General features: G+C 61.0%; 21 protein-coding genes and 1 tRNA gene. 8 read left to right on the top strand and 14 right to left on the bottom strand.

Annotation, left to right across the window (positions count from 1 at the left end):
• Positions 1–12 precede the first annotated feature (12 nt).
• Complete coding sequence (dctP, locus tag JYU29_RS14045) at positions 13–1,029, bottom strand: TRAP transporter substrate-binding protein DctP (RefSeq protein WP_213985426.1); 1,017 nt, start codon at positions 1,027–1,029, stop codon at positions 13–15.
• Positions 1,030–1,176: 147 nt separating this feature from the next.
• Here dctP and JYU29_RS14040 point away from each other — a divergent pair, with 147 nt between their 5' ends.
• Complete coding sequence (locus tag JYU29_RS14040; protein ID WP_213985425.1) at positions 1,177–2,532, top strand: nitroreductase family protein; 1,356 nt, start codon at positions 1,177–1,179, stop codon at positions 2,530–2,532.
• Positions 2,533–2,562: 30 nt separating this feature from the next.
• Here the strand turns inward: JYU29_RS14040 and JYU29_RS14035 are convergent, their stop codons facing one another.
• The 9 genes from JYU29_RS14035 to JYU29_RS13995 form a co-directional block, all read right to left on the bottom strand.
• Entirely contained in the window at positions 2,563–3,462 is a 900-nt protein-coding gene (locus JYU29_RS14035; protein ID WP_213985424.1) for a polysaccharide deacetylase family protein, read from the bottom strand.
• Between the two features lie 16 nt (positions 3,463–3,478).
• The gene (locus tag JYU29_RS14030) at positions 3,479–4,480 is read right to left on the bottom strand and encodes an asparaginase (protein WP_213985423.1); all 1,002 of its coding nucleotides are present in this window, start codon (positions 4,478–4,480) and stop codon (positions 3,479–3,481) included.
• A gap of 3 nt (positions 4,481–4,483) precedes the next feature.
• Positions 4,484–5,884 carry a dihydroorotase gene (locus JYU29_RS14025; protein WP_213985422.1) on the bottom strand — a complete coding sequence of 467 codons (1,401 nt, stop codon included), beginning with the start codon at positions 5,882–5,884 and terminating at the stop codon, positions 4,484–4,486.
• Between the two features lie 4 nt (positions 5,885–5,888).
• Positions 5,889–7,265, bottom strand: a complete 1,377-nt coding sequence (locus JYU29_RS14020) for an MmgE/PrpD family protein (RefSeq protein WP_213985421.1) — start codon at positions 7,263–7,265, stop codon at positions 5,889–5,891.
• Between the two features lies 1 nt (position 7,266).
• On the bottom strand, positions 7,267–8,631 hold the full coding sequence (locus tag JYU29_RS14015) for an FAD-dependent oxidoreductase (RefSeq protein WP_213985420.1): 1,365 nt from the start codon (positions 8,629–8,631) through the stop codon (positions 7,267–7,269).
• Positions 8,632–8,667: 36 nt separating this feature from the next.
• Entirely contained in the window at positions 8,668–9,348 is a 681-nt protein-coding gene (locus JYU29_RS14010) for an isochorismatase family protein (RefSeq protein ID WP_213985419.1), read from the bottom strand.
• Positions 9,349–9,390: 42 nt separating this feature from the next.
• On the bottom strand, positions 9,391–10,260 hold the full coding sequence (locus JYU29_RS14005; protein ID WP_213985418.1) for an isocitrate lyase/PEP mutase family protein: 870 nt from the start codon (positions 10,258–10,260) through the stop codon (positions 9,391–9,393).
• A 144-nt stretch (positions 10,261–10,404) separates the two neighbouring features.
• On the bottom strand, positions 10,405–11,073 hold the full coding sequence (locus JYU29_RS14000) for a GntR family transcriptional regulator (protein WP_213985417.1): 669 nt from the start codon (positions 11,071–11,073) through the stop codon (positions 10,405–10,407).
• 314 nt (positions 11,074–11,387) lie between these two features.
• Positions 11,388–11,463, bottom strand: a tRNA-Thr gene (locus tag JYU29_RS13995).
• Between the two features lie 188 nt (positions 11,464–11,651).
• On the opposite strand from JYU29_RS13995, the gene JYU29_RS13990 reads away from it, so the two are divergent.
• Both JYU29_RS13990 and JYU29_RS13985 read left to right on the top strand, forming a co-directional pair.
• Entirely contained in the window at positions 11,652–12,056 is a 405-nt protein-coding gene (locus JYU29_RS13990; protein ID WP_213985416.1) for a hypothetical protein, read from the top strand.
• Positions 12,057–12,169: 113 nt separating this feature from the next.
• Positions 12,170–13,384 carry a hypothetical protein gene (locus JYU29_RS13985; protein WP_213985415.1) on the top strand — a complete coding sequence of 405 codons (1,215 nt, stop codon included), beginning with the start codon at positions 12,170–12,172 and terminating at the stop codon, positions 13,382–13,384.
• Positions 13,385–13,417: 33 nt separating this feature from the next.
• Here JYU29_RS13985 and JYU29_RS13980 read toward each other — a convergent pair whose 3' ends face one another.
• Both JYU29_RS13980 and JYU29_RS13975 read right to left on the bottom strand, forming a co-directional pair.
• Positions 13,418–15,016, bottom strand: coding sequence for a cisplatin damage response ATP-dependent DNA ligase (locus tag JYU29_RS13980; protein ID WP_213985414.1), 1,599 nt, complete (start codon positions 15,014–15,016; stop codon positions 13,418–13,420).
• Positions 15,013–16,023 carry a ligase-associated DNA damage response exonuclease gene (locus tag JYU29_RS13975; protein WP_213985413.1) on the bottom strand — a complete coding sequence of 337 codons (1,011 nt, stop codon included), beginning with the start codon at positions 16,021–16,023 and terminating at the stop codon, positions 15,013–15,015. Before JYU29_RS13975 ends, JYU29_RS13980 begins: the two co-directional genes overlap by 4 nt.
• A 78-nt stretch (positions 16,024–16,101) precedes the next feature.
• Here JYU29_RS13975 and JYU29_RS13970 point away from each other — a divergent pair, with 78 nt between their 5' ends.
• From JYU29_RS13970 to pdeM, 5 genes are read left to right on the top strand one after another with little or no spacing between them, the layout of a single operon-like run.
• Positions 16,102–17,052, top strand: coding sequence for a class I SAM-dependent methyltransferase (locus JYU29_RS13970; protein WP_250157445.1), 951 nt, complete (start codon positions 16,102–16,104; stop codon positions 17,050–17,052).
• Between the two features lie 47 nt (positions 17,053–17,099).
• The gene (locus tag JYU29_RS13965; RefSeq protein ID WP_347879903.1) at positions 17,100–17,408 is read left to right on the top strand and encodes a BrnT family toxin; all 309 of its coding nucleotides are present in this window, start codon (positions 17,100–17,102) and stop codon (positions 17,406–17,408) included.
• Positions 17,344–17,622, top strand: a complete 279-nt coding sequence (locus JYU29_RS13960; RefSeq protein ID WP_250157444.1) for a BrnA antitoxin family protein — start codon at positions 17,344–17,346, stop codon at positions 17,620–17,622. The genes JYU29_RS13965 and JYU29_RS13960 overlap by 65 nt, the downstream gene beginning before the upstream one ends.
• A 58-nt stretch (positions 17,623–17,680) precedes the next feature.
• Positions 17,681–20,224, top strand: a complete 2,544-nt coding sequence (locus tag JYU29_RS13955) for a ligase-associated DNA damage response DEXH box helicase (RefSeq protein WP_347879902.1) — start codon at positions 17,681–17,683, stop codon at positions 20,222–20,224.
• 29 nt (positions 20,225–20,253) lie between these two features.
• Positions 20,254–20,934, top strand: coding sequence for a ligase-associated DNA damage response endonuclease PdeM (gene pdeM / locus JYU29_RS13950; protein WP_213985411.1), 681 nt, complete (start codon positions 20,254–20,256; stop codon positions 20,932–20,934).
• A gap of 52 nt (positions 20,935–20,986) precedes the next feature.
• Here pdeM and JYU29_RS13945 read toward each other — a convergent pair whose 3' ends face one another.
• Both JYU29_RS13945 and JYU29_RS13940 read right to left on the bottom strand, forming a co-directional pair.
• Positions 20,987–21,907, bottom strand: a complete 921-nt coding sequence (locus tag JYU29_RS13945) for a TIGR02186 family protein (protein ID WP_213985410.1) — start codon at positions 21,905–21,907, stop codon at positions 20,987–20,989.
• Positions 21,908–21,910: 3 nt separating this feature from the next.
• Entirely contained in the window at positions 21,911–22,831 is a 921-nt protein-coding gene (locus JYU29_RS13940) for a sulfite exporter TauE/SafE family protein (protein ID WP_213985409.1), read from the bottom strand.
• Positions 22,832–22,889: the final 58 nt, after the last annotated feature.

Below are 22,889 nucleotides of genomic sequence, written 5' to 3'. Positions count from 1 at the left end.
TGTTCAGAGTGTTTACTGGTCGACCCGCTCACGCCAGGCCTGTGCAACCGCTGCAGCTCCTTCGCCTTCACCACGGCCCTTCAGCTCATCAACCCACATTTGCAGGAGATCAGGGGTCTTTTCTTTCCACTCGGCAAGCATCTCTGGCGAGATTGCAATGATCTCACCGCCACCCGCCTTGATTGCTTCGCTTGAAGTTGCCACCGACGATTCAACGAAGGCAACATAGTCCTTCTGCGCCTGAACGGATTCTTCAGTGATGATCGTCTTGATGTCATCCGGCAGGCGCTGCCAGGTGCGATCGCCGATGACAACCAGGTGACCAGCGATGTTCATAGCCGGTCCACACGTGAACTTGCCCGCTTCATAGAGCCTGTACACATTAACGTTGCCGAGGTTGACGAAGGAGTAGTCAATCGTGCCGCGATCAACAGCCTCGTAAAGATCACCAGCTGGTACCGTGACCGGCGTGGCGCCGACCGCCGACATCATGTGCGGAATGAGGCTGCCAAACGTACGAATCTTCTTGCCCTGCAAGCCGTCAAGCGACTTACAAGCATCCGTTTTACCCGTCAGATAGTAGGGGTCGACCGGCTGATGGAACAAGCGATGCACACCCAGTCGCTCCATTTCATCCTTAAAGGGCTGAAGCTCAGAGAACGAGTAGTTAGCGATCTCAATAGCTTGTGCAGGGCTGCTGAAAACAAACGGCGTCTGCAAAGCCTTGCTGTAAACTAGCTGATCTCCATAGTAGCCCGGCACAATCGCAGCCATATCAATGGCACCTCGGCCGACAAGGCCTAGCAACTCGGAGTCCTTGCCGAGGCCTCCTGAGTACACAATATTGATTTTTACGCGTCCGTCGGTCCGCTCTTCGACGCGTTTAGCAAAATCCTGCTCTACCTTCACGAAAGGTGAGTTAGACAGATAGTGGCCGAAGTTAAGCCGAAACTCCTGCGCCGAAGCCGTTGAAGAGGCGAAGGCCGCTGCGACGGCTGCGAGTCCAAAGCCTAAGAGGGTCTTGATCATAGCGGTTTTCCCATTTGAAGTTTCGCTAGCGTTCCCGCGCTAGACATTATCTTTCGGCACAGATTCCGAAAACTGTTTACAGTTTGCACCAGTTAGGGGCAGTGTCAATCCGCATGTGATTGCCATTCCTCAACAAGCGGTGTCCCGATGGAAATCCAAAACGATCAGCAGACCCTTTCAGCGAATGACACTCAGACGATTTTGTCTCGGCTGGCATCTCGCTTGTCTTGCCGCGATTTCGACGGTAGCCGCATTGCTCGCGAGGAGTTGCTGCTGATGCTGTCGGATGCGCTCGAAGCCCCCTCCTCCTGCAATCAGCAACATTGGCATTTCATCATCGTGGATGATCCGCAGCAACTCGCGCGGGCAGCCGAGCTGGCCGGCGGCAATCCGCATTTCCGCACCTGCTCCGCTCTGGTTTACCTGTGCTTTCAGAAAGGTTGGACGCATGACAACTTTTCCGTTGTTCAAGGCGTTGCGGCGGCCGGATATCATCTGATGCTTTCGGCCCATTTGCGCGGGTATCATGCAATCTGGAACGCCGGCATCGGTGATCCTGAAGGCGTTCGCGCCATGCTTGATTTGCCTTCGGTGTTCGACTGTCAGGGTGCCATTGCTTTGGGTCGCGCACATCCCGATGCGCCAGCACGCAAGCCGCCGCGCCGTCCGCTTAACAGCGTTGTTTCATTTCAAACGTTCGAGCGTCCTGAGAACACGATCTACCCTGTTGAAAACGCGAATACCTATCCCTTCCATGCCGTCTCCCGAGACTCTAATCCCTATGCGCAATGGGATCCTACACAATGGAGCTGGGCTCAACTGGCTGATTATCGCGCGTGGTCGGTTTGGGCCAAGTCACCGCTTAACGGCGTTTATACCTCGCGGCGCCAAGGCGAAGCGAGTGAGCGTGAGCTGGATCTGATCCCGTCTCTTCCCACAGAGGCAAAGGTGGCCGAACTCATGCCTTGGGGTGGAACCAGCACTGTTACACTCGCACGAAGGCTGCCCCTGGATGCATCGCTTACTGTCGTGGAGTTGCACGAAAACAATCTGCATTTTATCCAAGACAGGCTGCCGCGCGAAGGGATCACCCACTCGGTCGAGGGTGCCTTGTTCAGCGGCACGTCGTTGCCCTTCGCGACGCAAAGCGTTGATCTTGTGGTGATCGCACAATCGCTGGAACACATGGCCGATCCCGCAGCCATATTGCGAGAGGTGCGCCGTGTGCTGCGCAATGAAGGCCATCTTGTGCTTAGCGTTCGCAACCGCGCGTCCCGCTACGGCGCGGAATGGGCTCGGTCGGAAGCGAGAGGACAAGTGCCTTTGCAAGGTCCATTCACACCCATTGGTCCGAAGCGTCTGCAGCAACTGCTATGTGCCAATTTTGAGGTTGAGGAGCTTCACGGCATCGGACAATCAGCCGGTGGGGACAGCGAAGTGCTCAAGGAAGGGCTCGACCGCTTTCGCCGCCGCATCATCGCGCTGCGGGCAAGCCCCGCCTGATCGTGAGCGAGCCCCTTGCGAGCGAAATGATCAGTCGGGCGCGCCCGGCAGAATGCCGGACGGCAAGCTGCGGATATGGGCGTTCACCCCGCCAACGGTGGTGATCCAGATCTCGTCTCTGTGGAGCAGAATATGCGCCAGTGCCCGGCGCAATGCGTGCAGCCGGTAAGGATGCCCTATGATGAAGGGGTGGGTAATCAGCGAGAAAACCAGGGGCCGCTTGGCTGATTGAAACAGCATCTCATCGAACTGATCGATGATCATACACTCGAAAGACGCGATGCTTTCCTGGCGAAACACCATGGAAGGCGAATCGTTCAGTTCCACGGAGTAAGGGACGGACAAGATGTGCCCGCCTCGCGTCCGCATCCACACCGGTTGATCGTCAACCGGCCAATCCAGCATGAACTCATAACCGGCTTCTTGAAGTAGATCGAGCGTGACCTCGCTTTGCGCGAAGTATGGTCCCATCCAGCCTTTGGGCTGGTAGCCGGCCAAGGATGTAATTTCTTCGGTCGCCTCGGCGATCAGCTGGCGCTCTTCGTTTTCGGATAGAACGTCCTGCCGTTCGCCATTCGAGCGGCCATGACTGACGATCTCGTCACCGCGCGACAGGATCCGCTGTAGGATCTGCGGATACTGCCGCAACACGGCGGAGTTGACGTTGTGCGAAGCAGGAAGGCCGCACTCTTCGAGCAGATCAAACAGGTACCATTGTCCAACGCGGTTGCCATAATCACGCCAAGCGTAATTTCGGTGCGTTTGCGGCGCGGTCAGTGTGGCGCTATCACTGCCTAATCCGGATCGGTAGCTGAAAATCTCGATATTGTTGCAGATGCAAAGCGCCAATCTCTTGCCGCCAGGCCAATGGTAGTCTGGCCGCTCCGGCAGCGCCGAGTAGCCATATCGTCCGTGATCACGCAACTCCATCGTTCCGGCTCCTGGCCTAGACTCTATCGAAGAATGTTTGCAGCTGTTCCGGATCATGCTCAACCAGCAGGCCCAGCATCAGCAAAATGCGTGCCTTGTGCGGGGTGAGAGCACCGGCTGCGATCCAGCCATTCTGCTTAAGCCAATCGCGTCGAACAACTCGCCCCTGACCTGCACGACTGGCTTGCACCACCGCTATGCCTGCTTGCGACGCTTCGATTATAGCGGCCCGTTCCTGCGTGGCCGGCATACCGGGTGCGAAACCTGCAGAAATCAGGCCTTTCGCGCCGGCGGCCAAGAAAGCGCGGACCGCCGTTCCGTCACTTCCGGCATAAGCGTAGCAGATGTCGACGCGCGGAAGCTCCGTCAGATAGCTGACGTCCACTGGCAAGCGAAAACGGTCAACGCCCTCGGCAGGGTAGTTGAAAACGATCCGATCCGGGTCGGCTACACCCAGCAAGCCCGCAGCACCTGAGTTGAAGGTTTGAAGCCGGAGGGTCGAGCTTTTGGTCACCACACGGGCGGCATGGATTTCGTCATTCAGAACAACCATCACGCCACGCCCGGCCGCACCTGGATCGGCGGCAACGCGCACGGCTGCTATCGCATTGGCGGCGGCATCGGACGACACTGTGTTGAGCGGCCGTTGCGCCCCCACCAACACCACGGGACGGCCTACTGGCAGCGTCAAATCCAAAAAGAAGGCGGTTTCTTCAAGCGTAGCGGTTCCGTGCAGGATCACCACACCAACGATCTCCGGGTGCGCGGCAACCGCATCGGTGATTGTTCGGTGCAGCCGCAGCCAATCCTCGGGACCCACCGCGCTTGAACCAACCGAGCGGAAGCTTAGCGGAATGAGCTGAGCGAAGCCGACCAGTTCGGGGAGATGCGCCAACACCTCGTCAACCGACAATTTGCGCCCCGTTTCGGGGTAATTGACATAGTCTCGCTGATCAACCGCAAGCGAGGATATCGTGCCCCCCGCCCCTATGATAGCGACAACGGGAGGGCCCACCATTTGCTAACCTCTGAAACCGAGTTTGCGATGCTGATAGCGTCCGATGCCGGCGCTGGTTTCGGTGAGGTTCCCGTCGCGCACGACTGTGTGACCGCGCACAAACGTATGTTGGATCGCGCCCTTGAAGGTCTTGCCCTCGTAGATCGAGTAGCCGGCCGAAGATGCGACCTTGTCGCGCGTCAGGGTCCATTCAGCGTTCAGATCAAGCAGCACGATATCCGCATCCTTGCCCACCGAAAGCGTGCCTTTGCGCACATCGAGCCCCATCAAACGCGCGGGTGTTTCCGACAGGACTTCCACCAATCGCTCCAACGGAATACCGCGGCCATGGTAGCCTTCGGTCAGCATGACAGGGAGCAGCGTTTCCATTCCCGGACATCCAGGGGAAGCAGCCCAGATCCCGTTGGCCTTGCTCGAGATGTCGCGATGGACGTGATCGGTGGCGACAGTGTCGATGTCGCCCTCTTCGATAGCCTGCCACAGCCGCTCGCAATCGTCGCGGCTGCGCAGCGGCGGATTAATCTTCGCGACTTCGCCGATCGGATCGGTGATGTCATGCGTGAGGTAATGGGGGCAGGTCTCAAAATAGATCTCGTCACCGGCGTCGCGGCGCGCGAGGCCGGCTTCCAGCGCGGCCGCAGACGACGTATGCACCACGTAAAGCGGCGCGCCGGCAACATTGGCAACATAGGAAGCCCGCTGCACCGCTTCGGCCTCAACGAAATCCGGTCGTGACGCATCCCAAGAGGCCAGCCCAGCTTGGCCGTCGGGATCAGCCTTCATGGCGCGGTCCCGCAGCACCCAGGCGATCTCTATGTTCTCGGGATGCGGAGCAACCATGCCGCCATGCTGCGCGGCGGCTTCCGCCAAACGGAAAAGAAAGCCGTCGTCGATATCGGGCAGATTGAGGCGTTTGCCTTCCCCACCGCGATTGTTCATGAAGATCTTCAGCGTCGGCGCGCCGAATTTACTGATGTAGTCAGGCACTTCCGCCAGCTGCGCTTCGGTCGAGATAATGAAGTGGTAGCCAAAATCGATCCGCGCACCCGCTTCCGTTACCGCCTTCACCTCACCGAAATCAGCCGCATGCGGCTCGGATGACATGAGGAAAGGGATCATGCACGTTACGCCGCCCAACGCGGCCGAAGCGGTCTCGACATCTGCATCCTTCGGTTCGCGCGGCCGCGATATGTCTTTGCCATGACCGAGATGCAGATGACAGTCGATGACTCCAGGCAGCGCCACCAGGCCCTTACCATCGAGGATTTCTGACGCTTCAACAGAGCTGCCGGGCAGAAGTATCGCAGCGATCTGGCCGTCGCGGATCGCGATATCGCAAGCGGTACGCCCTGACGCCGGAAGAACGGCTTCAACATCACGGATAACCAGATCATAGGCTGCCATGCTATCACTCCTCCAACGAAACAACGGATCGCAGCGTGCGCGTGACCTCACCGAGGTCATTTGCCTTCGGCAAGCCCGTCAAAGCAGCAAGCAGCGGCGCGGCATCGACACCTGGTGCAAACCGCTCCATGTTGCCAGCAAACTTGCCATCCAGGTCAGCTTGCGCCGGCGGACGAGAGCCGTTGCCGTAAACATCGTCGATCCGCTTTTCCACCACACGCCCATCCTTGAGCGTCAGGCGCAGATAAGCATCGAACAGAGCGGGAAACGCGCTATCGGTCAACACGTGCCAGTCGCTGAGCTCCGCCAGTTCCAAAACACCCGGCGAAAGAGGTTCCTCGAAACTCGCCAGGTCCACGCGACCATCGACCATCTGCATTGCCACGGTTACCGGCAGCGACCAGCGCGCTTGATGCCCCGCAGCCGCGACCTTTGAAGCCCAAGGTTCGGCGATGATGCCGGCAGCGCCCTTCGGCACACCGCAATCGAACCTCGCGATCTGGTCCGCCCGCACGCCCTGCGCCTGCATCAAGCGCGCGGCCTCGATAAAGGGGTGCAGGTAATGGCAGCAGGGATGAAACTTGTAGGCTGCCTTGTCGAGATGCCAAACTTCACCCATGTCGGGAAGCATATCGGCAAACCGCTGAGGCGCCGCATCATCACCCGCGAACACCCGGAACAAGCCGAATTTACCTTCCAGCGCGGTGAAAGGCCCGGTCATACCCGCTTCCGCGAGATCGGCGGCGATCAGTCCAGCATGAGCCGCCCAGCCGGGATGCATTGACTTTACGGTTGCCCCGTTCGTCAAAAACTCGAAAACACCCGACGCCTGACTTAACGCGATTCCGATAGCGGCCTGCGAGGCGTCGGCGTCGAGCCCTTTCAGATCGGCTGCAATGCCGGCAGCACACAAGGCGCCACCCACGGAAGTCAGCTGGAAACCGCGGTTCTGAAACCCGCCCGCGGCTGCTAGGCCAAAGCGGATGAAGACTTCGTACCACAGCGCATAGGAACGCATCACCGCCGCGCCGGTCGCTCCAGCCGCTTCTCCGGCCGCTAAGGCAGTTGCAGCCAGAACCGCTGATCCGTGGACGATCGAGCCGGTATGGGTGTCGTCATATTCCAGGCTGTGGATCAGCCCGCCATTCACCAAGGCAGCCGTTGCGGCAGGCAGTCCATGCGACAGGCCAATTACGCTGGACGTTCCCTGTGCTGTTTGTGCTTTGGCGTATTTCCGCCAATGCGCGCCCGCTTGCGACCCTGCCGCACCATGGGCAACGCCGATCGCATCGGTGAAATGGCGAACAGCCGTCGCTTGAACGCCGTCCGGCAAGCGCTCCACAGAGCGCAGTCGCGCAATCACATCAGCCGAAAGCGTCATCTCACGCCCCTATGTCGGCAGCAGCCGCACGCGCCGCCAGTCGGCCAAGCGCCACCGCCGTAAGAAGCCCATTGCCGGAAGCGTAGCCGAGGGCGCCGGCTTTGCCCGAAACACCCGCAGCAGCACCGCCACCGGCGTAAAGTCCGGCGATTACCGAACCATCCTTGCGCAGAACACGGGCATCATCATCCACAGCAAGGCCGCCCTGGGTGTGGAACAACGCTGGCAAGGTACGGCAGGAATAAAATGGCGCTTGCAACGGCGCCAAGCCGGAAGCCGTGCGACCAAACGCATCGGCCACGCCCTGCTCGGCAGCCGCATTGTAAGCAGCCACGGCAGCTTCCGCGGCAGCGCCATCTAACCCCTGCGCCGAAGCCACTTCAGCGACTGTGTCTGCCTTTTTGAGCCCTTTGTGCTCCCACAGCTCGGCGAACTCTTCTTCCTGCATGGCGATCTCGAAGATCCGCTGGTCGAAAATTGCCCAGGAACGCGAACCCTCGGCCAACACATGCTTGGCATAGCCGGAATAACCGAGACTTTCGTCACCGAAACGCTCGCCTTTCTCGTTCACGAGAACGCCGCCTTTTTCGATGGTGGTCCAGCTGAGGATCGAGCCATGAGGATCGGCCACGGCGGCATAGCCCTGGTAGGCTGCCATATTGCGAAAGTCAGCGCCGAGCTCCTCACCCCAGATGATCGCCTCACCATCCGATCCGAGGGCGCCGAAATACTGTGCGCTGGCGATTTCTGGTATGTAGCGCTCCACGAGCGCGCGATTGTTGCCAAAGCCGTTTGATGCAAGTATCACCGCGCGGGCACGGATCTCCATCACGTCGCCGTCGCCAGCATCCACAACAGCGCCGACAACCCGGCCATCCTCGACGATCAGACTTTTGGCAGAGTTGCCAACCGCCAGCGGAATGTCGCGTTGCTCCACGGCGCCAACGAGGTCATCGACCAGATCTTGGCCCCGGCGCGAGCGCGGAGCGTGTAGGCGGGATACGGAATGCCCGATATGCTTGTAAGCGGTAATGAGCTCCATTCGGCAGCCAACATCATCGATCAGCCATTCCACCGTTTCCGCGGAAACAGCTGTCATGCGGCGCACAAGGTTTTCCGCCTCGGTTTCGCCAGCAATCCCCATCAGGTCACGAAAGTACTTCTCGGGATTGTCTTTGATGCCTGCTTCACGCTGAAATCGGCTGTTGGCGGCAGGCACTGATCCTGTCGAGAGAGCTGAGTTGCCACCCGGCCGCTCGTTCTTCTCGATAATGGCTACGCTCAAGCCTTTGTCGTGAGCCTGGATCGCGGCACAGAGCCCGCAGGCCCCAGCGCCGATTACTAGAACGTCAAGCTCATCGCTCATGCTTGTCTTCCATCAGATCGCATATTGAAGTTCAGCTCAGGCGAGCGCTTCCAGCGCCGCAAGCGTGTCTTCGGTAGACAGCACGTCGGCATATTTATAAGCCATGTCGAAAAGGTTCACCGCATGCGAGGTGAATGACCGGTCGTAACAAGCATCCTGCGGCACGGTGCAACGGAAGTTGTAAGCAAAACCATCCACCACGGAGCCGCGCACGCAGCCTGAAGTCGAGCACCCCACCACAACTAGGGAGTCCACGCCAAGGTCTATCAGGTAACTGGCGAGCGGGGTTCCAAAGAATGCCGAAGGATGCTTCTTCGGCAACAGGATGTCGCCTTCGCGAGGCGCAATCTGCGGCGGGAACTCGTAGCCCTTTGCGGCAACGCCGAGCAGCGCCGGAACCTTGTCACCTAAGCGGCCAGTATCAAAGGACTGCTTGGGCGCGACATAAGGGTAAAGAACAGGCCAGTTGCGGCTGCGAAAGACCTGAAGCAACCGCTCGATATTCGCCATCGCATCCCAGGCGATCTCGCCACAGGATGTTTTGAACTCACCGATCGCCTCCCAGAACGGCATCGGACGCGTTCCGGTTGTGCGATATTGAACATCGATAATCACCAGCGCAGGGCGTTTACCCAGTCCAGTCGGACGGCCAAAGCCGGCAGCGTCATAAGCGCGAAGATCGTCTTCGCTGATGATACCATCCCACGGGCGCGACATAGCTTTCTCCTCCCTAGCGGCTGTCTTGAACCGCTGACTGTCTTAAAGCGCTTGCTTGTACTTGGCTTCGAGACCGTCCCAATAATCCTTGTTCACCGAACGCTGGCGCTCATCAAAACCGGCAAGCAGATCGGCGACGCCGTCGAGACTGCCCTCGTCGCGCAAGGCGCTCAGAACCTGCGTGGATGCGCGCAATGCGGCCTGCAAAGCGGCGTTGGCGTACAACACGATCGAGAAACCGTTCTCAGCCAAAGCTTTGCGGCCCGGATCAGGCGTTTTCCCGCCAAAAACGATGTTGGCGACCTGCGGAACGACGAGCTCAGTGCCGATGCGGCGCAATTCTTCTAGGCTTGCCGGTGCCTCCACAAAGGTCATGTCCGCACCGGCCTCGATATAAGCAGCCGCACGGTCCAACGCCGCATCGAGCCCTTCGATCGCGCGTGCATCAGTGCGAGCGATTATCAGAAGGTCTTGGTCGGTTCGCGTATCCACGGCTGCCTTTATCTTCTGCAGCATCTCAGAAGCCGGGATGACATCCTTGCCGTTGAAGTGGCCACACTTTTTGGGGAATACCTGATCTTCAAGCTGGATTGCCGACGCGCCAGCCCGCTCCAAAAGTCGGATGGTCCGCACAGTGTTCACGGCATTTCCGAAACCGGTATCCGCATCTACGATCAACGGAAGATCAACAGCGTCCGAAATGGCAGCGACAGTATCCGCAACCTCGGTCACAGTTGTCAGTCCGACGTCTGGCGCACCCAACCGCATATTGGCGATGCCCGCGCCCGTAACATAAACCGCCTCGAAGCCGAGATCTTCGATCACGCGTGCAAACATTGCATTCGCTGCACCGGGAACCGTAACTGCATCGCGGCGCGCGATGAGAGATCGGAGCTTCTGGTTTCTTTTCATTCTAGGTTCCTGGCTCGATGAGTTTGCCTGCGCGGCAAGGACAACGACCAGAAAATGCGCGGCAAACTGCAATCTGTCAACAGTTTGCAAATATGTAGCTGATCGGTCTTGTAGGGCTGTGGGTGGTTTGCCGTCGAAGGTCGCTTAAGCCATGGGCTCGCTTAAGACGGCTACGGAACCATCGCGCGCCGATGAGATATGAATGCGCATGGCCGCTTCCGCCTTGTCAGGATCGCGAGCGCGGATCGCATCTACAATCGCGAAATGTTGGCGGAGTGCTTCTTCGGCGCGACCGGGCCGCATCGAGGATTTTAAGCGCGCAATTCGCAGCTGGTAGTTGACCTCGTTGAGCAAAATTCGCTCAATATTAGCGCACCCGGATGCGCGTGCGATGAAGAGGTGAAAATCTTCATCCACTGAGCGCTGACGGTAAGCGCGACTTCCTGTATCTCGAATGTTGGCTTCGTCACCGCGCAACATACTCTCAGCACGATCTGCCCAATCATCGGGTGCCCGTTCCGCTGCAAGGCGTGCTGCCATGCCCTCAAGCGCTTCCCGAAGATAAAAAAGCTGCTGAAGTGAGTCATGATCGAACTGGATGACTCGAACACCCAGACGAGGCTCTCGCTGCACCAGCTTGCCTTCCAGCTGATGCAACGCTTCGCGGACCGGACCCCGGCTGATTCCAAGTTGACGTGCCAACTTGGACTCCGACAGCTTCTCGCCTGGTTCGAACTCGCCAGATGTGATTGCAAGCACAACGCGATCAAGCGCCTCGTTTGAGAGAGACCGAAGCTTGATGGGCTCCAACATCGCAATTACTCCATCTACCGCTTCAAATTTTAGCTCAGAGGCAAACCTCTTAGTTCATCGCCTGCCACGGTTCCAGCGGCAGTGATCCTTCAGCTAACCACCCCTTAAATTGATAAAGCAGCGAGTTACCATATACATGATCAGCTTAGGTGATTGCTTCATGGACCTCGACGCTAACTCCGCGAAGGCCGCAGTGATAACGTTGCGGTACGCGCCCAGCACCTATTGGTGAGCATTCGTACAAATCAGATCAGATTGAACAAAGAAGGATTTAGCGTCTTCAAACGATCATCAATCAACGACTTAGAAGTCGATGGTGCCGCTTGCGTGACTCGAACACGCGACCCCCGCATTACGAATGCGATGCTCTACCAACTGAGCTAAAGCGGCATCGCTTGGGCGGACGGATGGGTGTCTCGCAGCGATCGTGGGCGGCTCATAGCTGGATTGTGCGGCGGAATCAAGTGAAAGCGTGCATGTCGCCCTTCACGCAGGATCGATATGACAAAGCGGTGCGGCCGGCGGGTTGCGCCCTATGTGACAGGCGATCAAAGCCTAGGCATCGGGGTTGGAGTTTCATGGCGGGACGATCTTCTTTCGGCTTTCTCGGCCGCTTCGGGCGCTCGTCCGATCTGCGGGCGTTTGATGATGGGTTGCGGCGTTGCGATGTGCATCCGGCGCAGGTGGTGGATGGCGTGAAGCTGGCGGCGGTTCGGCTGGTGCAGAAGCATTCGGCGTCCGGCGAGCCGACCGAACGCGCCTATCACGACGCGGCGGCGCTCGTTTCGTTCACCGTTTTGGGTGAAGGGCGCATGGGTGAACTGCTTGGCGAAGGCATGGCGCAGTCGCTTGCGGCGCGGGTCGAGCGGGCTGTCGATTATCCCGATGGGCTGGATGCCGAGCTTGTTCTTCTGGCGCTGCATGCCGGGCTTGTGGCGCCACATGTGGCCGACACGTTCGGCTTGTCGATCGAAGACGATTGAGCGGCCATTCCCGGGCCGATCGCGCGCGGGTTGCAGGATCATGGCACAGCTGCGATTGAACCTCTTCAGGCGGTGCGTTAACGATTCGCACGAACAAGGCTCAAGAGGAACCGGTGGACACACTCGAACGCGCCATTCGATCAGCGCTCGAAAAGGGCGATTTCAGCGATCGCGCTTATCGCGAAAAGGTGTACCAGTCAGCCTTTGCGGCGCTTGAGCGCGCCTTGAACAATCCCAACGTGTCGGAAGACAGCGCGCAGGCCCGTCGGACCGGCTTGCAGCAAACCATCGCGCGCGTGGAAGGCGAACATCTCGCCGCTACCCGCCCCGCGCCGGTTCCCATGCCCGACGAAGCGCGGGTTGAGCCCGAAGCGCCACGCGCCGAGCCCCGTATTGAGCCCGGGCCAGACCGCCGCAGCGAAGCGCCGCGGGTTGTGGAACCCGAACTGCGCGCCGAACCGCGCTATCCCCAGCCAACCCGTTCCCAGACACCTCGTTCTCAGGCACCTCGCTCGCAGGCACCCCATTCTCAGCCACCCCGTTCGCCGGCCGAGCGCCGCGAGCCGGTGATGAGCGCCGAGCCAGACGCGCCGCAGCTGGACGAATACGGCATCGATGCCGATCTCGATGAGACGGTGCGGGGCGAAACACGAAAAACACGACGCAAGCGCCGGCCGTTCGCGCTCCTTTTCGTGATCATCACAGGGCTGGCCGTTCTGGCGGTTGCGGCCTGGTGGGTGGTCGGCAGCGGTATATTCATTCCCGCCGATCAGCGCGACGGGTCGGTGCCCAATCCGTCGCCTGTTCGCGAAGCCGAGGATTTCAATCCGGCGGCCGGCAGCCCGCCCACTAATAGCAGCGCACCGCGTCTTGGCGCGGAGGCCAACGATCCCGATGCCATTCCCCTGTTCACGCCAGGCGACCAGGACGATTTCAGCACGCCGAGCGATGCGGTGGCCGAGCTGACGGGTGAAGGCGCGAACCGCGCGCTGCGCATTCATTCGGGACAATCGGGCTCGGCGATCCTCTTCAACGTGCCGCAGGACGTGTTGAGGCAGCTGGCCGGACGCCGCGCCCTTTTCGTCGTGGAAGGCCAGGCGGAAGAAGGCGAAACCACGCAGATCTCGATCAGCTGCTCGTTCGGCGAACTGGGCGATTGCGGCGGACGGCGGCGTTTCGACCTGACGGGCGAACGCGGCGACGTGATCTTCGATGTAGATCTGCCGACGGTCGAGCCGGGGTCCGATGGCACGATCGCGATCGTCAGCGACGTTTCCAACAGCAACAAGGCCGTTGATATCTTTTCGATCCGCGTTTCAGCGAACTGAACCACTGCGTGACAGGCTTGCCGGACCGGCTTTCTAGCCTTCCAGCATGGATTGCAGCACCTCGATTCGGTCGGCTTCGGCCGTGGGCTTGTCCCAGCGCAGCCGGCTGATGCGGGGAAAGCGCATCGCGACGCCCGACTTGTGGCGCGTCGAACGGTTCAGCCCTTCAAAGGCGACTTCGAACACCAGGCCGGTTTCGCGATTGGCGCGGACCGAACGCACCGGGCCGAAACGGTCGATCGTGTTGTCGCGCACGAATTTGTCGATCTGCTTCAGCTCGGCATCGGTGAAGCCGAAATAGGCCTTGCCGACGGGTACGAGTTCCGGGGCATCTTCCGGGCCGGACCACACGCCGAAAGTGTAATCGGAATAAAAGCTGGCGCGCCGGCCGCTGCCGCGCTGCGCATACATCAGCACCGCATCCACCGTGTAGGGATCGCGCTTCCATTTGAACCACGGGCCCTTGGGGCGGCCGGGCACATAGGTCGAATCCCAGCGTTTGGCCATGACGCCTTCGATGATCGGATGCGGCGGGCGCTTGCGCTTTTCGTCGAGCTCTTCCCAGGACGAAAACGGCACGAAACGCGACACGTCGAACCGGGTGGGATCGAGATCGGCGACAAAGGCTTCGAGATGCTTGCGGCGCTCGATGAAGGACAGGGTGCGCAGGTCGTCTTCGCCGGCCTGCAGAATATCGTAGCAGCGCACGAAAACCGGAAACTGAGCCTGCACCTTGGCCGACACGCTTTTGCGGTTGAGGCGCTGTTGCAGATCGGAAAAGGTCGCCGTGCGGCCCTGCGGATCGCCGACCAGAAGCTCGCCGTCGATCACGCCTTCGAAATTGACCGCTTGCATGAGATCGGGAAACGAGCCGCTGATATCGTCGCCCGTGCGCGAATAAAGCCGCTGCGCCCCATTCATCGCAACGACCTGCACGCGGATGCCGTCCCATTTCCATTCGGCGCAGTAATCGGCCGGATCGAGCTTGGGATAATCGGTTTCGGTCATCGGGTTCGACAGCATCACCGGACGAAACAGCGCCTGGGCCTGCGGCACCGGCTTGTCGGCCACCCCTTCCAGCCAGGCGAACAGATCGGCATAAGGCGCATGCAGACCGTGCCACAGTTCCTCGATCTCGTTGATGTCAGCCTGGCCGAGATCGGCCAGCGCCTGCTTGGCCAAACGCGCGGATACGCCGATACGCAATGAGCCGGTGACGAGCTTGAGGATGGCGAAGCGCTCGGACGCCGTGGATTGGTCGAGCAGCGCTGCCACCACTTTCGGCGCATCGGAACGGCTGACGCGGCTGAGCTGGTCCACGACACCGGCCAGCGGTAAGCCATCGCCCGCGCCGCTGTTGCCGGTTGGCCAGACCAGGCTGATCGTTTCGGCGAGATCGCCCACGAAGTTATAGGAAAGGCCGAACAGAACCGGATCCATGCGCTCCGAGATCATGGCGCGCAGAATGGCCGGCTTCACGCCGGGAAAATCGAGGTCACCGATCAGGGCCGCCAGCGCCAGACCACGATCGGGATCGGGCGTGGCACGGAAATAATCCACCAGAAGCTGAAGCTTGCGGTTGCGCGACGGCGTCAGAAGCAGGCGATCGAGCAGTTCGGCAAAGGCTCTCATTCCGCCTCGTCCTCATAGCCCACGAGATGCAGGGGCTGGGCGCGCAGCTGCTTGAGCTCGCAATAACGCACCAGCGCTTCTTCGCGGCCGTGGGTGACCCAGATTTCTTCTGCGCCCACTTCGTCGATTGTTTCGCACAGCTCGTCCCAGTCGCAATGATCGGAGATGATCAGCGGCAGTTCGACGCCGCGCTGGCGAGCGCGCTGGCGCACCTGCATCCAGCCGGACGCGAAGGCTGCCACCGGATCGGCGAAGCGGCGCGCCCAGCGGTCGGCGAAGGAAGATGGGGTGCCGACCACGATCGCGCCGGCGAAATCCTGTTTTGAGCCTTTTTCCAGCGTCGCCGGCTTCAGCTCGCCGAGCGCGATGCCTTGCGTCTCGTAGTAGTCGCAGAGTTTCTGCAGCGCGCCGTGGATATAGATCGGCTCGTCATAACCGGCATCGCGCAACTCCTTGATGACGCGCTGCGCCTTGCCCAGCGCATAAGCGCCGACCATATGGGTGCGGTCGGGAAACTGCGCGACCGAGCGCAGCAGCTTGGCAATTTCGGCCTTGGAGTCCGGATGCCGGAACGCCGGCAGGCCGAAGGTCGCTTCGGTGATGAAGATATCGCAGGGCACCAGTTCGAAAGCCTGGCAGCTCGGATCGGGACGGCGCTTGTAATCGCCGGATGCGACGATGCGCAGGCCGTCGCATTCGACCGCGATCTGCGCCGAGCCCAGCACATGGCCTGCCGGATGAAAGGTCACGGTGCAATCGCCGATCTTCACGGGAACGCCCCACTCGGCCACCTGGCTCGTTTGCGCGAAATCGGCGCCATAGCGGATCGCCATGATATCGAGCGTCTGCTGCGTCGCCATCACCGCCGTGTTGCCGGGGCGCGCATGATCGCCGTGGCCGTGGGTTACCAGCGCGCGCGCCACGGGGCGCACGGGATCGATGAAGAAATCGCCGGGCGGGCAATAAAGCCCTTCGGGGCGGGGATGAAGCAGGTCTTGTCCGCGCATGACCTTCTAGATAGGTGCAGCACCGATTGCGGGAAGCCTGTGGCGCTTACGCTCTTGCCAAGACGGCAATCTCCAGCGATGAGCGTCCTCCTCCACCCCACAGCGCGGTTGTCGATGGTCGTTGCGGCCCTGTCTTCTGGTTTGTCATCCGGCGACCTTCTTGCCGACCGTCGTGCCGATTATGCGGAGATGCTGGCGCAAGGCCAGGACTGGGCGGCTGCCGCCGAGCTGATGACGAGTGCCCTGCAGCTCGCGCCAGACTGGGCGGCCGGCTGGTTTCGCGTCGGCGAGCTGCGCGAAAGGGCCGGCGACGAAGCGGGTGCTGAACAAGCCTGGCGCGAAGCTCTGCGGCTGGAGCCGGCCGATCGCTTCGGCGCGACGCTGAAGCTCGCCTTGCTGGGTGCGGCCCCCATTCCCGAAACGCCGCCGGCCGACTTCGTGGAAGCGCTGTTCGACGATTACGCCGCACGGTTCGATCAATCGCTGGTGGACAAGCTCGGCTATTGCGTTCCCGAACTGATGGACACCGCCCTGCGGGCTACTGGCCGCACCCGTTTCGACAAGGCTGTTGATCTCGGCTGCGGCACCGGCCTGATGGGCGAGCGGCTGCGGCCTTTGTGCGGCGATCTGGAAGGCATCGACCTGTCCGCCGAAATGCTGCGCAAGGCGCAGGCGCGCGGCGTTTACGACCGGCTGGTGAAGGGCGACATCGGCGAGCTCAGCGTGCCGCGCAGCGTCGATCTCGTGACCGCAGCCGATGTCTTCATCTATGTCGGCACGCTTGATGCCGTGTTCACCTCAGTCACCGCCATGCTGCGCCCGAACGGCCTGTTCGCCTTTTCCGTGGAAGCGTCAGAAGGCGACGACCTCGTGCTCCAGGAATCCCGCCGCTATGCGCATGGCCGCGCGTATGTGGAGCGCGAACTGGCCCAAGCCGGTTTGACGCTGCTGTCGGTGAGGGAAGACACGATCCGCAGCGACCGCGGCGCGGCGATCCAGGGGCTTGTGGTGGTGGCGGGATCGACTTGAAATAATGCGCTGAATGTGTACCTTATTTTTGTACACACTGCTTTTGGGTGCCCATAGAATTCGAATGGGATGAAAACAAGCGCGACGAAACGCTACGGTCTCGACGCGTAGACATCCTTTATGCCGCAGGCATCTTTGAAGGCGACGTCACTACCAGCATAGACCGACGATCCGATTATGGAGAGGTCCGGCTGATATCGGTAGGCATGGTAGAGGACGAGTGTTTCGTTGTGGTTCATACACAGCGTGGCCACGTCACCCGGCTGATCACCGCCTGGAAAGGAGGGCGAAATGCCCGAAGAAAATATCAAGCGTGCTTCCCTGGCAGAGCTGACCAGGATGAGGAAGGCCGGTGAACTCTATCACTCGCCCGATGCGCCAGAAGGCGAAGACCTCGGGCCGGAATTCTGGGCAAACGCAAAGATCGTGCACCCTCCATCGAAGTCCGTACATCTGCGGCTCGACCAGGAAGTCTTCGATTTCTTCTATGCGGAAGCCGACGGCAAAGGTCATGTGACCAAGATGCAGAATGTCCTGAAGGCCTATGCCAAGGCCCAGAGCAAAGCCTGATCCGCAACTTGTCATCTCTTGAATGGCGCGCTGCTTCCGGACGCCCTATCTCTAGGCGGTGACAAAGCCCATTCTCGCTCCCCTTCCTGAAACCACCCTGCCGGCCCGGCTGCCCGAACCGTTTCTTCAATGGTTCGGCAAGAAGGGGTGGGCGCCGCGGGCGCACCAGATGGAGCTGCTGGGGCGGGCGCAGGCGGGCAAGTCGGTTCTGCTGATTGCGCCGACGGGTGCCGGCAAGACGCTGGCGGGGTTTCTGCCGAGCCTGACCGATCTGGCGGAACGGCCGAAGAAGAAGCCGGGCGAGCCGGGGCGCGGCGTACATACGCTCTATATCAGCCCCTTGAAGGCGCTTGCGGTGGATATCGAGCGCAACCTGACCAAGCCGGTCAACGAGATCGGCCTCAAGGTCACGCTGGAAAACCGCACCGGCGATACGCCGGCCTCCAAGCGGCAGCGCCAGAAGCTGGTGCCGCCCGACATTCTCCTGACCACGCCTGAGCAGCTGGCGCTGTTGATCGCCTCGTCGGATGCCGATCGTTTCTTTGCCGATCTGCGCTACATCGTGCTCGACGAACTGCATTCGCTGGTGACCTCCAAGCGCGGCCATCTTCTGTCGCTGGGACTGGCGCGGCTGCGGCGGTTTCGGCCCGAGCTTCAGGTAATCGGGCTGTCGGCCACGGTGGCGGAACCGGACGAACTCCGGCGCTGGCTGGTCAGCCAGGGAGAGCCCGGCGCCCTGTCGGACCTCATCACCGTGGATGGCGGGGCGAAGCCGGATATCTCGATCCTGGAATCCGAGGAGCGCGTACCCTGGGCCGGTCATACCAGCCGCTACGCGATCCCCGAGATCTATCAGGCGATCAAGGAGCACAAGACGACGCTCCTTTTCGTCAACACGCGCTCCCAGGCCGAGATGCTGTTTTCAGAACTGTGGCGCGTCAACGAAGACACGCTGCCGATCGCGCTGCATCACGGATCGCTCGATGCCAGTCAGCGGCGGCGGGTCGAAAAGGCCATGGAAACGAATGCGCTGCGGGCGATCGTTGCGACATCGACACTCGATCTCGGCATCGACTGGGGCGACGTGGACCTTGTCGTGCATGTCGGCGCGCCGAAGGGTGCCAGCCGTTTGGCGCAGCGCATCGGGCGTTCCAATCACCGCATGGACGAGCCCTCAAAGGCGATCCTCATTCCGGCCAATCGCTTCGAGGTGCTGGAATGCGAAGCAGCACTGGAGGCCAACTATCTCGGCGCGCAGGATACGCCGCCCTTGATCGATGGCGCGCTCGATGTTCTGGCGCAGCATGTGCTGGGCTCGGCCTGCGGCGCGCCGTTCGATCCCGACCAGCTGTTCGACGAGATCCGCACCGCCGCCCCTTACGCCCATCTTGAGCGCCCGACTTTCGATCGGATCATCGATTTCGTGGCGACCGGCGGTTACGCGCTGCGCTCTTACGAACGCTACGCCAAGATCAGGAAGACCAAGGAAGGGCTGTGGCGCATCAGCCATCCGCGCTTTGCGCAGCAGTACCGGCTGAATGTCGGCACGATCATCGAAGCGCCATCGCTCAACATTCGTTATGTCGGCAAGGGCCGGGGAACGGCGTCGCGCGGCGGCATGACGCTCGGCAAGATCGAGGAATATTTCCTCGAAACCCTGACCCAAGGCGACACGTTCCTGTTTGCCGGCAAGGTTCTGCGCTTCGAGGGCATTCGCGACAATGAATGCTTCGTGTCGAACGCGCCGGATGCCGAAGCCAAGGTGCCTTATTGGGGCGGCTCCAAGTTTCCGCTGACGACCTATCTGGCCGATGTCGTGCGCTCCATGATCGCCGATCCCGAACGCTGGAAGGCCCTGCCCGATCAGGTGTCGGACTGGCTGCGCATCCAGGCCGACAAATCCGTTCTGCCGCATCCGGAAGACCTGCTGGTGGAAACCTTCCCGCGCGGCAACCGCTTCTACATGGTGGCCTATCCCTTTGAAGGGCGGCTGGCGCATCAAACGCTCGGCATGTTGCTGACCAAGCGGCTGGAACGCTCTAAGCTGCGCCCGCTCGGCTTCGTGGCGACGGATTACTCGCTTGCGATCTGGGCGTTCGATGATCTCGGCGCGGCGTTCAAGAAGGGAAAGCCGCGGCTTAGCGAATTGTTCGACGAGGACATGCTGGGCGACGATCTCGAGGACTGGCTGGCATCGTCTTACCTCCTCAAACGCACCTTCCGGAACTGCGCCCTTGTTTCGGGGCTGATCGAGAAGCGGCATCCGGGGCAGGAAAAGACCGGCCGGCAGGTCACGATCTCGGCCGATCTGATCTATGATGTGCTGCGAAGCCACGAGCTTGACCACATCCTCCTGCAGGCGACCCGTCAGGATGCCGCTGCGGGACTGCTCGACATCCGGCGTTTGGGCGAAATGCTGTCGCGCATCCGCGGACGAATCATGCATAAAGACCTCAAACAAATCTCGCCGCTCGCGGTGCCGGTCATGATGGAGATCGGTCGGGAACGGGTTCATGGCGAGGCTAGCGAAACGCTGCTCGCGGAGGCCGAAGGCGACCTCATCGGGGATGCGATGGGTCCGGAATGGAACGAACCAGCCTAACAAGAGCAGCAACACCGAACCCCGCAGCGATGCGGGGACGGATACGGATCGCGGGCCGTGAGGTCGTGTGCGACCGATCCGGCGCGCTGTGGTTCGAAGACCTGTCGCTGCTCGTCGTGTCCGACCTGCATCTGGAAAAGGGCTCGGCCTTTGCGCGGCGCGGCTCGTTTTTGCCGCCCTATGATACGGCGGCGACGCTGGCGCGGCTGAAGCAAACCGTGGAACAGCATGATCCGCGCATGGTGATCAGCCTCGGCGACAGTTTCCATGACGGCGGGGGTGCGGCGCGCATGCCCGAACCGTTCCGCGAAACGCTGGCCGCCCTGCAAAAGGGCCGCGACTGGTACTGGATCACCGGCAATCACGATCCCGACGCGCCGCAGGGCGTAGAAGGCGAAACGGTGACGGACCTTGCCCTTGCCGGTTTGACCTTCCGGCACGAGCCGACGCTTGTTTCAATCGCTGGCGAGATTGCCGGGCATCTGCATCCCGGCGCGCGCATCGTGCAGCGCGGCCGCTCCGTGCGCCGCCGCTGCTTTGCCAGCGACGGACGCCGGCTGGTGATGCCGGCCTTCGGCGCGTTTACCGGCACGCTCAACGTGCTCGACCGCGCTTATCGCAACCTGTTCGACTGGAGCGATTTCCGCGCCTATATGCTGGGCGAAGAGCGCGTTTACGCGGTGGCCACCGGCAATCTCCATCCAGGCTGAGCGGCCGACGACCAGCCGCGAACGCACCTTAAGCCGAGACCCAAATGGGTCTTCAGTCGCGGCTGAAGATGATGCGGCCGAGCCAGCCCGTGATGATCGCGAGCGCGACGGCGAAGATGCCGTAAAACAGGCTGTATTCGTGGGCTGCCTTGAAGATCGACTGTTCCACGCCGGATTTCTGGATCGCCAGCTGCGCCGATGTTTCGCGGATGAACTGGCCGTTCTTGAACAAAAACGCACGGGCGCGATGCGTGCCGATCGGCACGTTGGGCGCAAGCTCCAGCGTGGCGCGAAACAGGTTGGGCGACAGGAACTGCACGCCGCCGGTGAGCTCTGAATAAAGCCCGGTCACCTGCTTGCGCTCGCGAAGCGCTGCGGTGAATTCCTCGATCGTGGCCGGCTCGTCGTCACGGTTGCGCGGCTGCAGATACATGTAGTCCGCACCCAGCGACAGGCGCTTGTAGGTGGCGGGCTGCGCCATGTCCTGAAACGGCCGCGTGGTGGACACGGAATAGGAAATCGGCACGTTCAGAAAGGTTTCGGACTGCGTGTTGATCCACATGCCGACGACGCGATCCTTGCGGCGCACCACAACGGGGCGCGCCGGACCTTCCAGCACCACGATGACATCATAGCGGTTTTGCCGCGCAAGCTGCGGATCCACATCGTTCAGGGCGCCGAAGATGGTCAGATCCGTGCCGGAAAAGTCCGTGGTGATGGTGATGCGGTCGGTCGACAAGCCGATCTGGATCGACTCGTTATATTGCGGCGGCCCTTGTTCGAGTTGCGGTGCAGGTGGCGGCGCCTCCGGCTGCGGCGCGGCTGGTGCGGCTGGTGCGGCTTCCGGCTGAGGGGCCGCTTCGGGCTGTGGCTGGGGCTGCGCCGCGTCCGGCGCTGGCGTCGGCTCCGTCTGCGCATGCGCGGGTGCCAGCAGCGCCAGGAGGATCAGAACAGCGGAAAAAGCGCGCTTCATCGCTCAGAACTCCCCGAGCGGCCCGAGCGAATACAGATCCGCCGGTTGCACGAAGAGATCGAAGGCAAGCCGCAAGGCAACCGCCACAACCATCAGCGCGAGCAAAAGGCGTAGCTGTTCGCCGCGCAGCTTCTGGCCGGCCTTTGCACCATATTGCGCGCCGGCGACGCCGCCGATCATCAGGAGAAAGGCCAGAACCACATCCACGGTCTGGTTGGTCGCGGCATGAACGATCGTGGTGAAGGCGGCCGTGAAGATGATCTGGAACAGCGAGGTGCCGACAACCACATTGGTCGGCACCTTGAGAAGGTAGATCAGGGCCGGCACCATGATAAAACCGCCGCCCACGCCCATGATGGCCGCCAGAAAGCCGATGCCGGCACCCAGTGCAATCACGGGAATGACGCTGACAAACAGCTTGGAGGTGCGAAACCGCATCTTCAGCGGCAGCTTGTGGATCCAGTGATGCTGGCCGGCTTTCTTGAGCGACACCGCGCCTGAGCGCGATTTGCGCAGCGTGTTGACGCTTTCCACCAGCATCAAGCCGCCGACGGAGCCCAGAAACACCACGTAAAGCAGCGAAATGAAGAGGTCGAGCTGGCCGAGCGCGCGCAGCCAGGCGAACACGACGATGCCGATACTCGAGCCGAAAATACCGCCGCCAAGCAGAACGAAGCCCAGCTTGAAGTCGAGCGTGCGTCGTCGGAAATGCGCCAGCGCGCCCGACATGGACGAGGCGATGACCTGATTGGCGCCGGTCGCCACGGCGATGGCAGGCGGAATGTTGTAGAAAATCAGCAGCGGCGTGATGAGAAAGCCGCCGCCCACACCGAACAATCCGGATAGAAATCCGACGGCAGCACCCATGATCAGCACAACGAGCCCGTTGACTGACATTTCGGCTATGGGGAGATAGATGTTCACCCCGTCACACTCAGCTTCTTATCCGTTAAAATAGAAGCGGTCCCGGCAAAGCGGGACC

This window comes from Tianweitania aestuarii (assembly GCF_018457165.1).
GTDB lineage: Bacteria > Pseudomonadota > Alphaproteobacteria > Rhizobiales > Rhizobiaceae > Tianweitania > Tianweitania aestuarii.
The sequence above is the reverse complement of the archived record's forward strand: the minus strand, read 5'-3'. Positions and strand labels throughout refer to the sequence as shown.

Coding starts and splice junctions, on each gene's coding strand:
- JYU29_RS14040 (WP_213985425.1), top strand. CDS start 1,177: ATGGAAATCCAAAACGATCAGCAGACCCTTTCAGCGAATGACACTCAG.
- JYU29_RS13975 (WP_213985413.1), bottom strand. CDS start 16,023: ATGCGCGGACAAGACCTGCTTCATCCCCGCCCCGAAGGGCTTTATTGC.
- JYU29_RS13980 (WP_213985414.1), bottom strand. CDS start 15,016: ATGAGAGCCTTTGCCGAACTGCTCGATCGCCTGCTTCTGACGCCGTCG.
- JYU29_RS14000 (WP_213985417.1), bottom strand. CDS start 11,073: ATGTTGGAGCCCATCAAGCTTCGGTCTCTCTCAAACGAGGCGCTTGAT.
- JYU29_RS14005 (WP_213985418.1), bottom strand. CDS start 10,260: ATGAAAAGAAACCAGAAGCTCCGATCTCTCATCGCGCGCCGCGATGCA.
- JYU29_RS14030 (WP_213985423.1), bottom strand. CDS start 4,480: ATGGTGGGCCCTCCCGTTGTCGCTATCATAGGGGCGGGGGGCACGATA.
- JYU29_RS13945 (WP_213985410.1), bottom strand. CDS start 21,907: ATGAAGCGCGCTTTTTCCGCTGTTCTGATCCTCCTGGCGCTGCTGGCA.
- JYU29_RS13960 (WP_250157444.1), top strand. CDS start 17,344: ATGCCCGAAGAAAATATCAAGCGTGCTTCCCTGGCAGAGCTGACCAGG.
- JYU29_RS14025 (WP_213985422.1), bottom strand. CDS start 5,884: ATGGCAGCCTATGATCTGGTTATCCGTGATGTTGAAGCCGTTCTTCCG.
- JYU29_RS13970 (WP_250157445.1), top strand. CDS start 16,102: ATGAGCGTCCTCCTCCACCCCACAGCGCGGTTGTCGATGGTCGTTGCG.
- pdeM (WP_213985411.1), top strand. CDS start 20,254: ATGCGGGGACGGATACGGATCGCGGGCCGTGAGGTCGTGTGCGACCGA.
- dctP (WP_213985426.1), bottom strand. CDS start 1,029: ATGATCAAGACCCTCTTAGGCTTTGGACTCGCAGCCGTCGCAGCGGCC.
- JYU29_RS14035 (WP_213985424.1), bottom strand. CDS start 3,462: ATGGAGTTGCGTGATCACGGACGATATGGCTACTCGGCGCTGCCGGAG.
- JYU29_RS14010 (WP_213985419.1), bottom strand. CDS start 9,348: ATGTCGCGCCCGTGGGATGGTATCATCAGCGAAGACGATCTTCGCGCT.
- JYU29_RS14020 (WP_213985421.1), bottom strand. CDS start 7,265: ATGACGCTTTCGGCTGATGTGATTGCGCGACTGCGCTCTGTGGAGCGC.
- JYU29_RS14015 (WP_213985420.1), bottom strand. CDS start 8,631: ATGAGCGATGAGCTTGACGTTCTAGTAATCGGCGCTGGGGCCTGCGGG.
- JYU29_RS13990 (WP_213985416.1), top strand. CDS start 11,652: ATGGCGGGACGATCTTCTTTCGGCTTTCTCGGCCGCTTCGGGCGCTCG.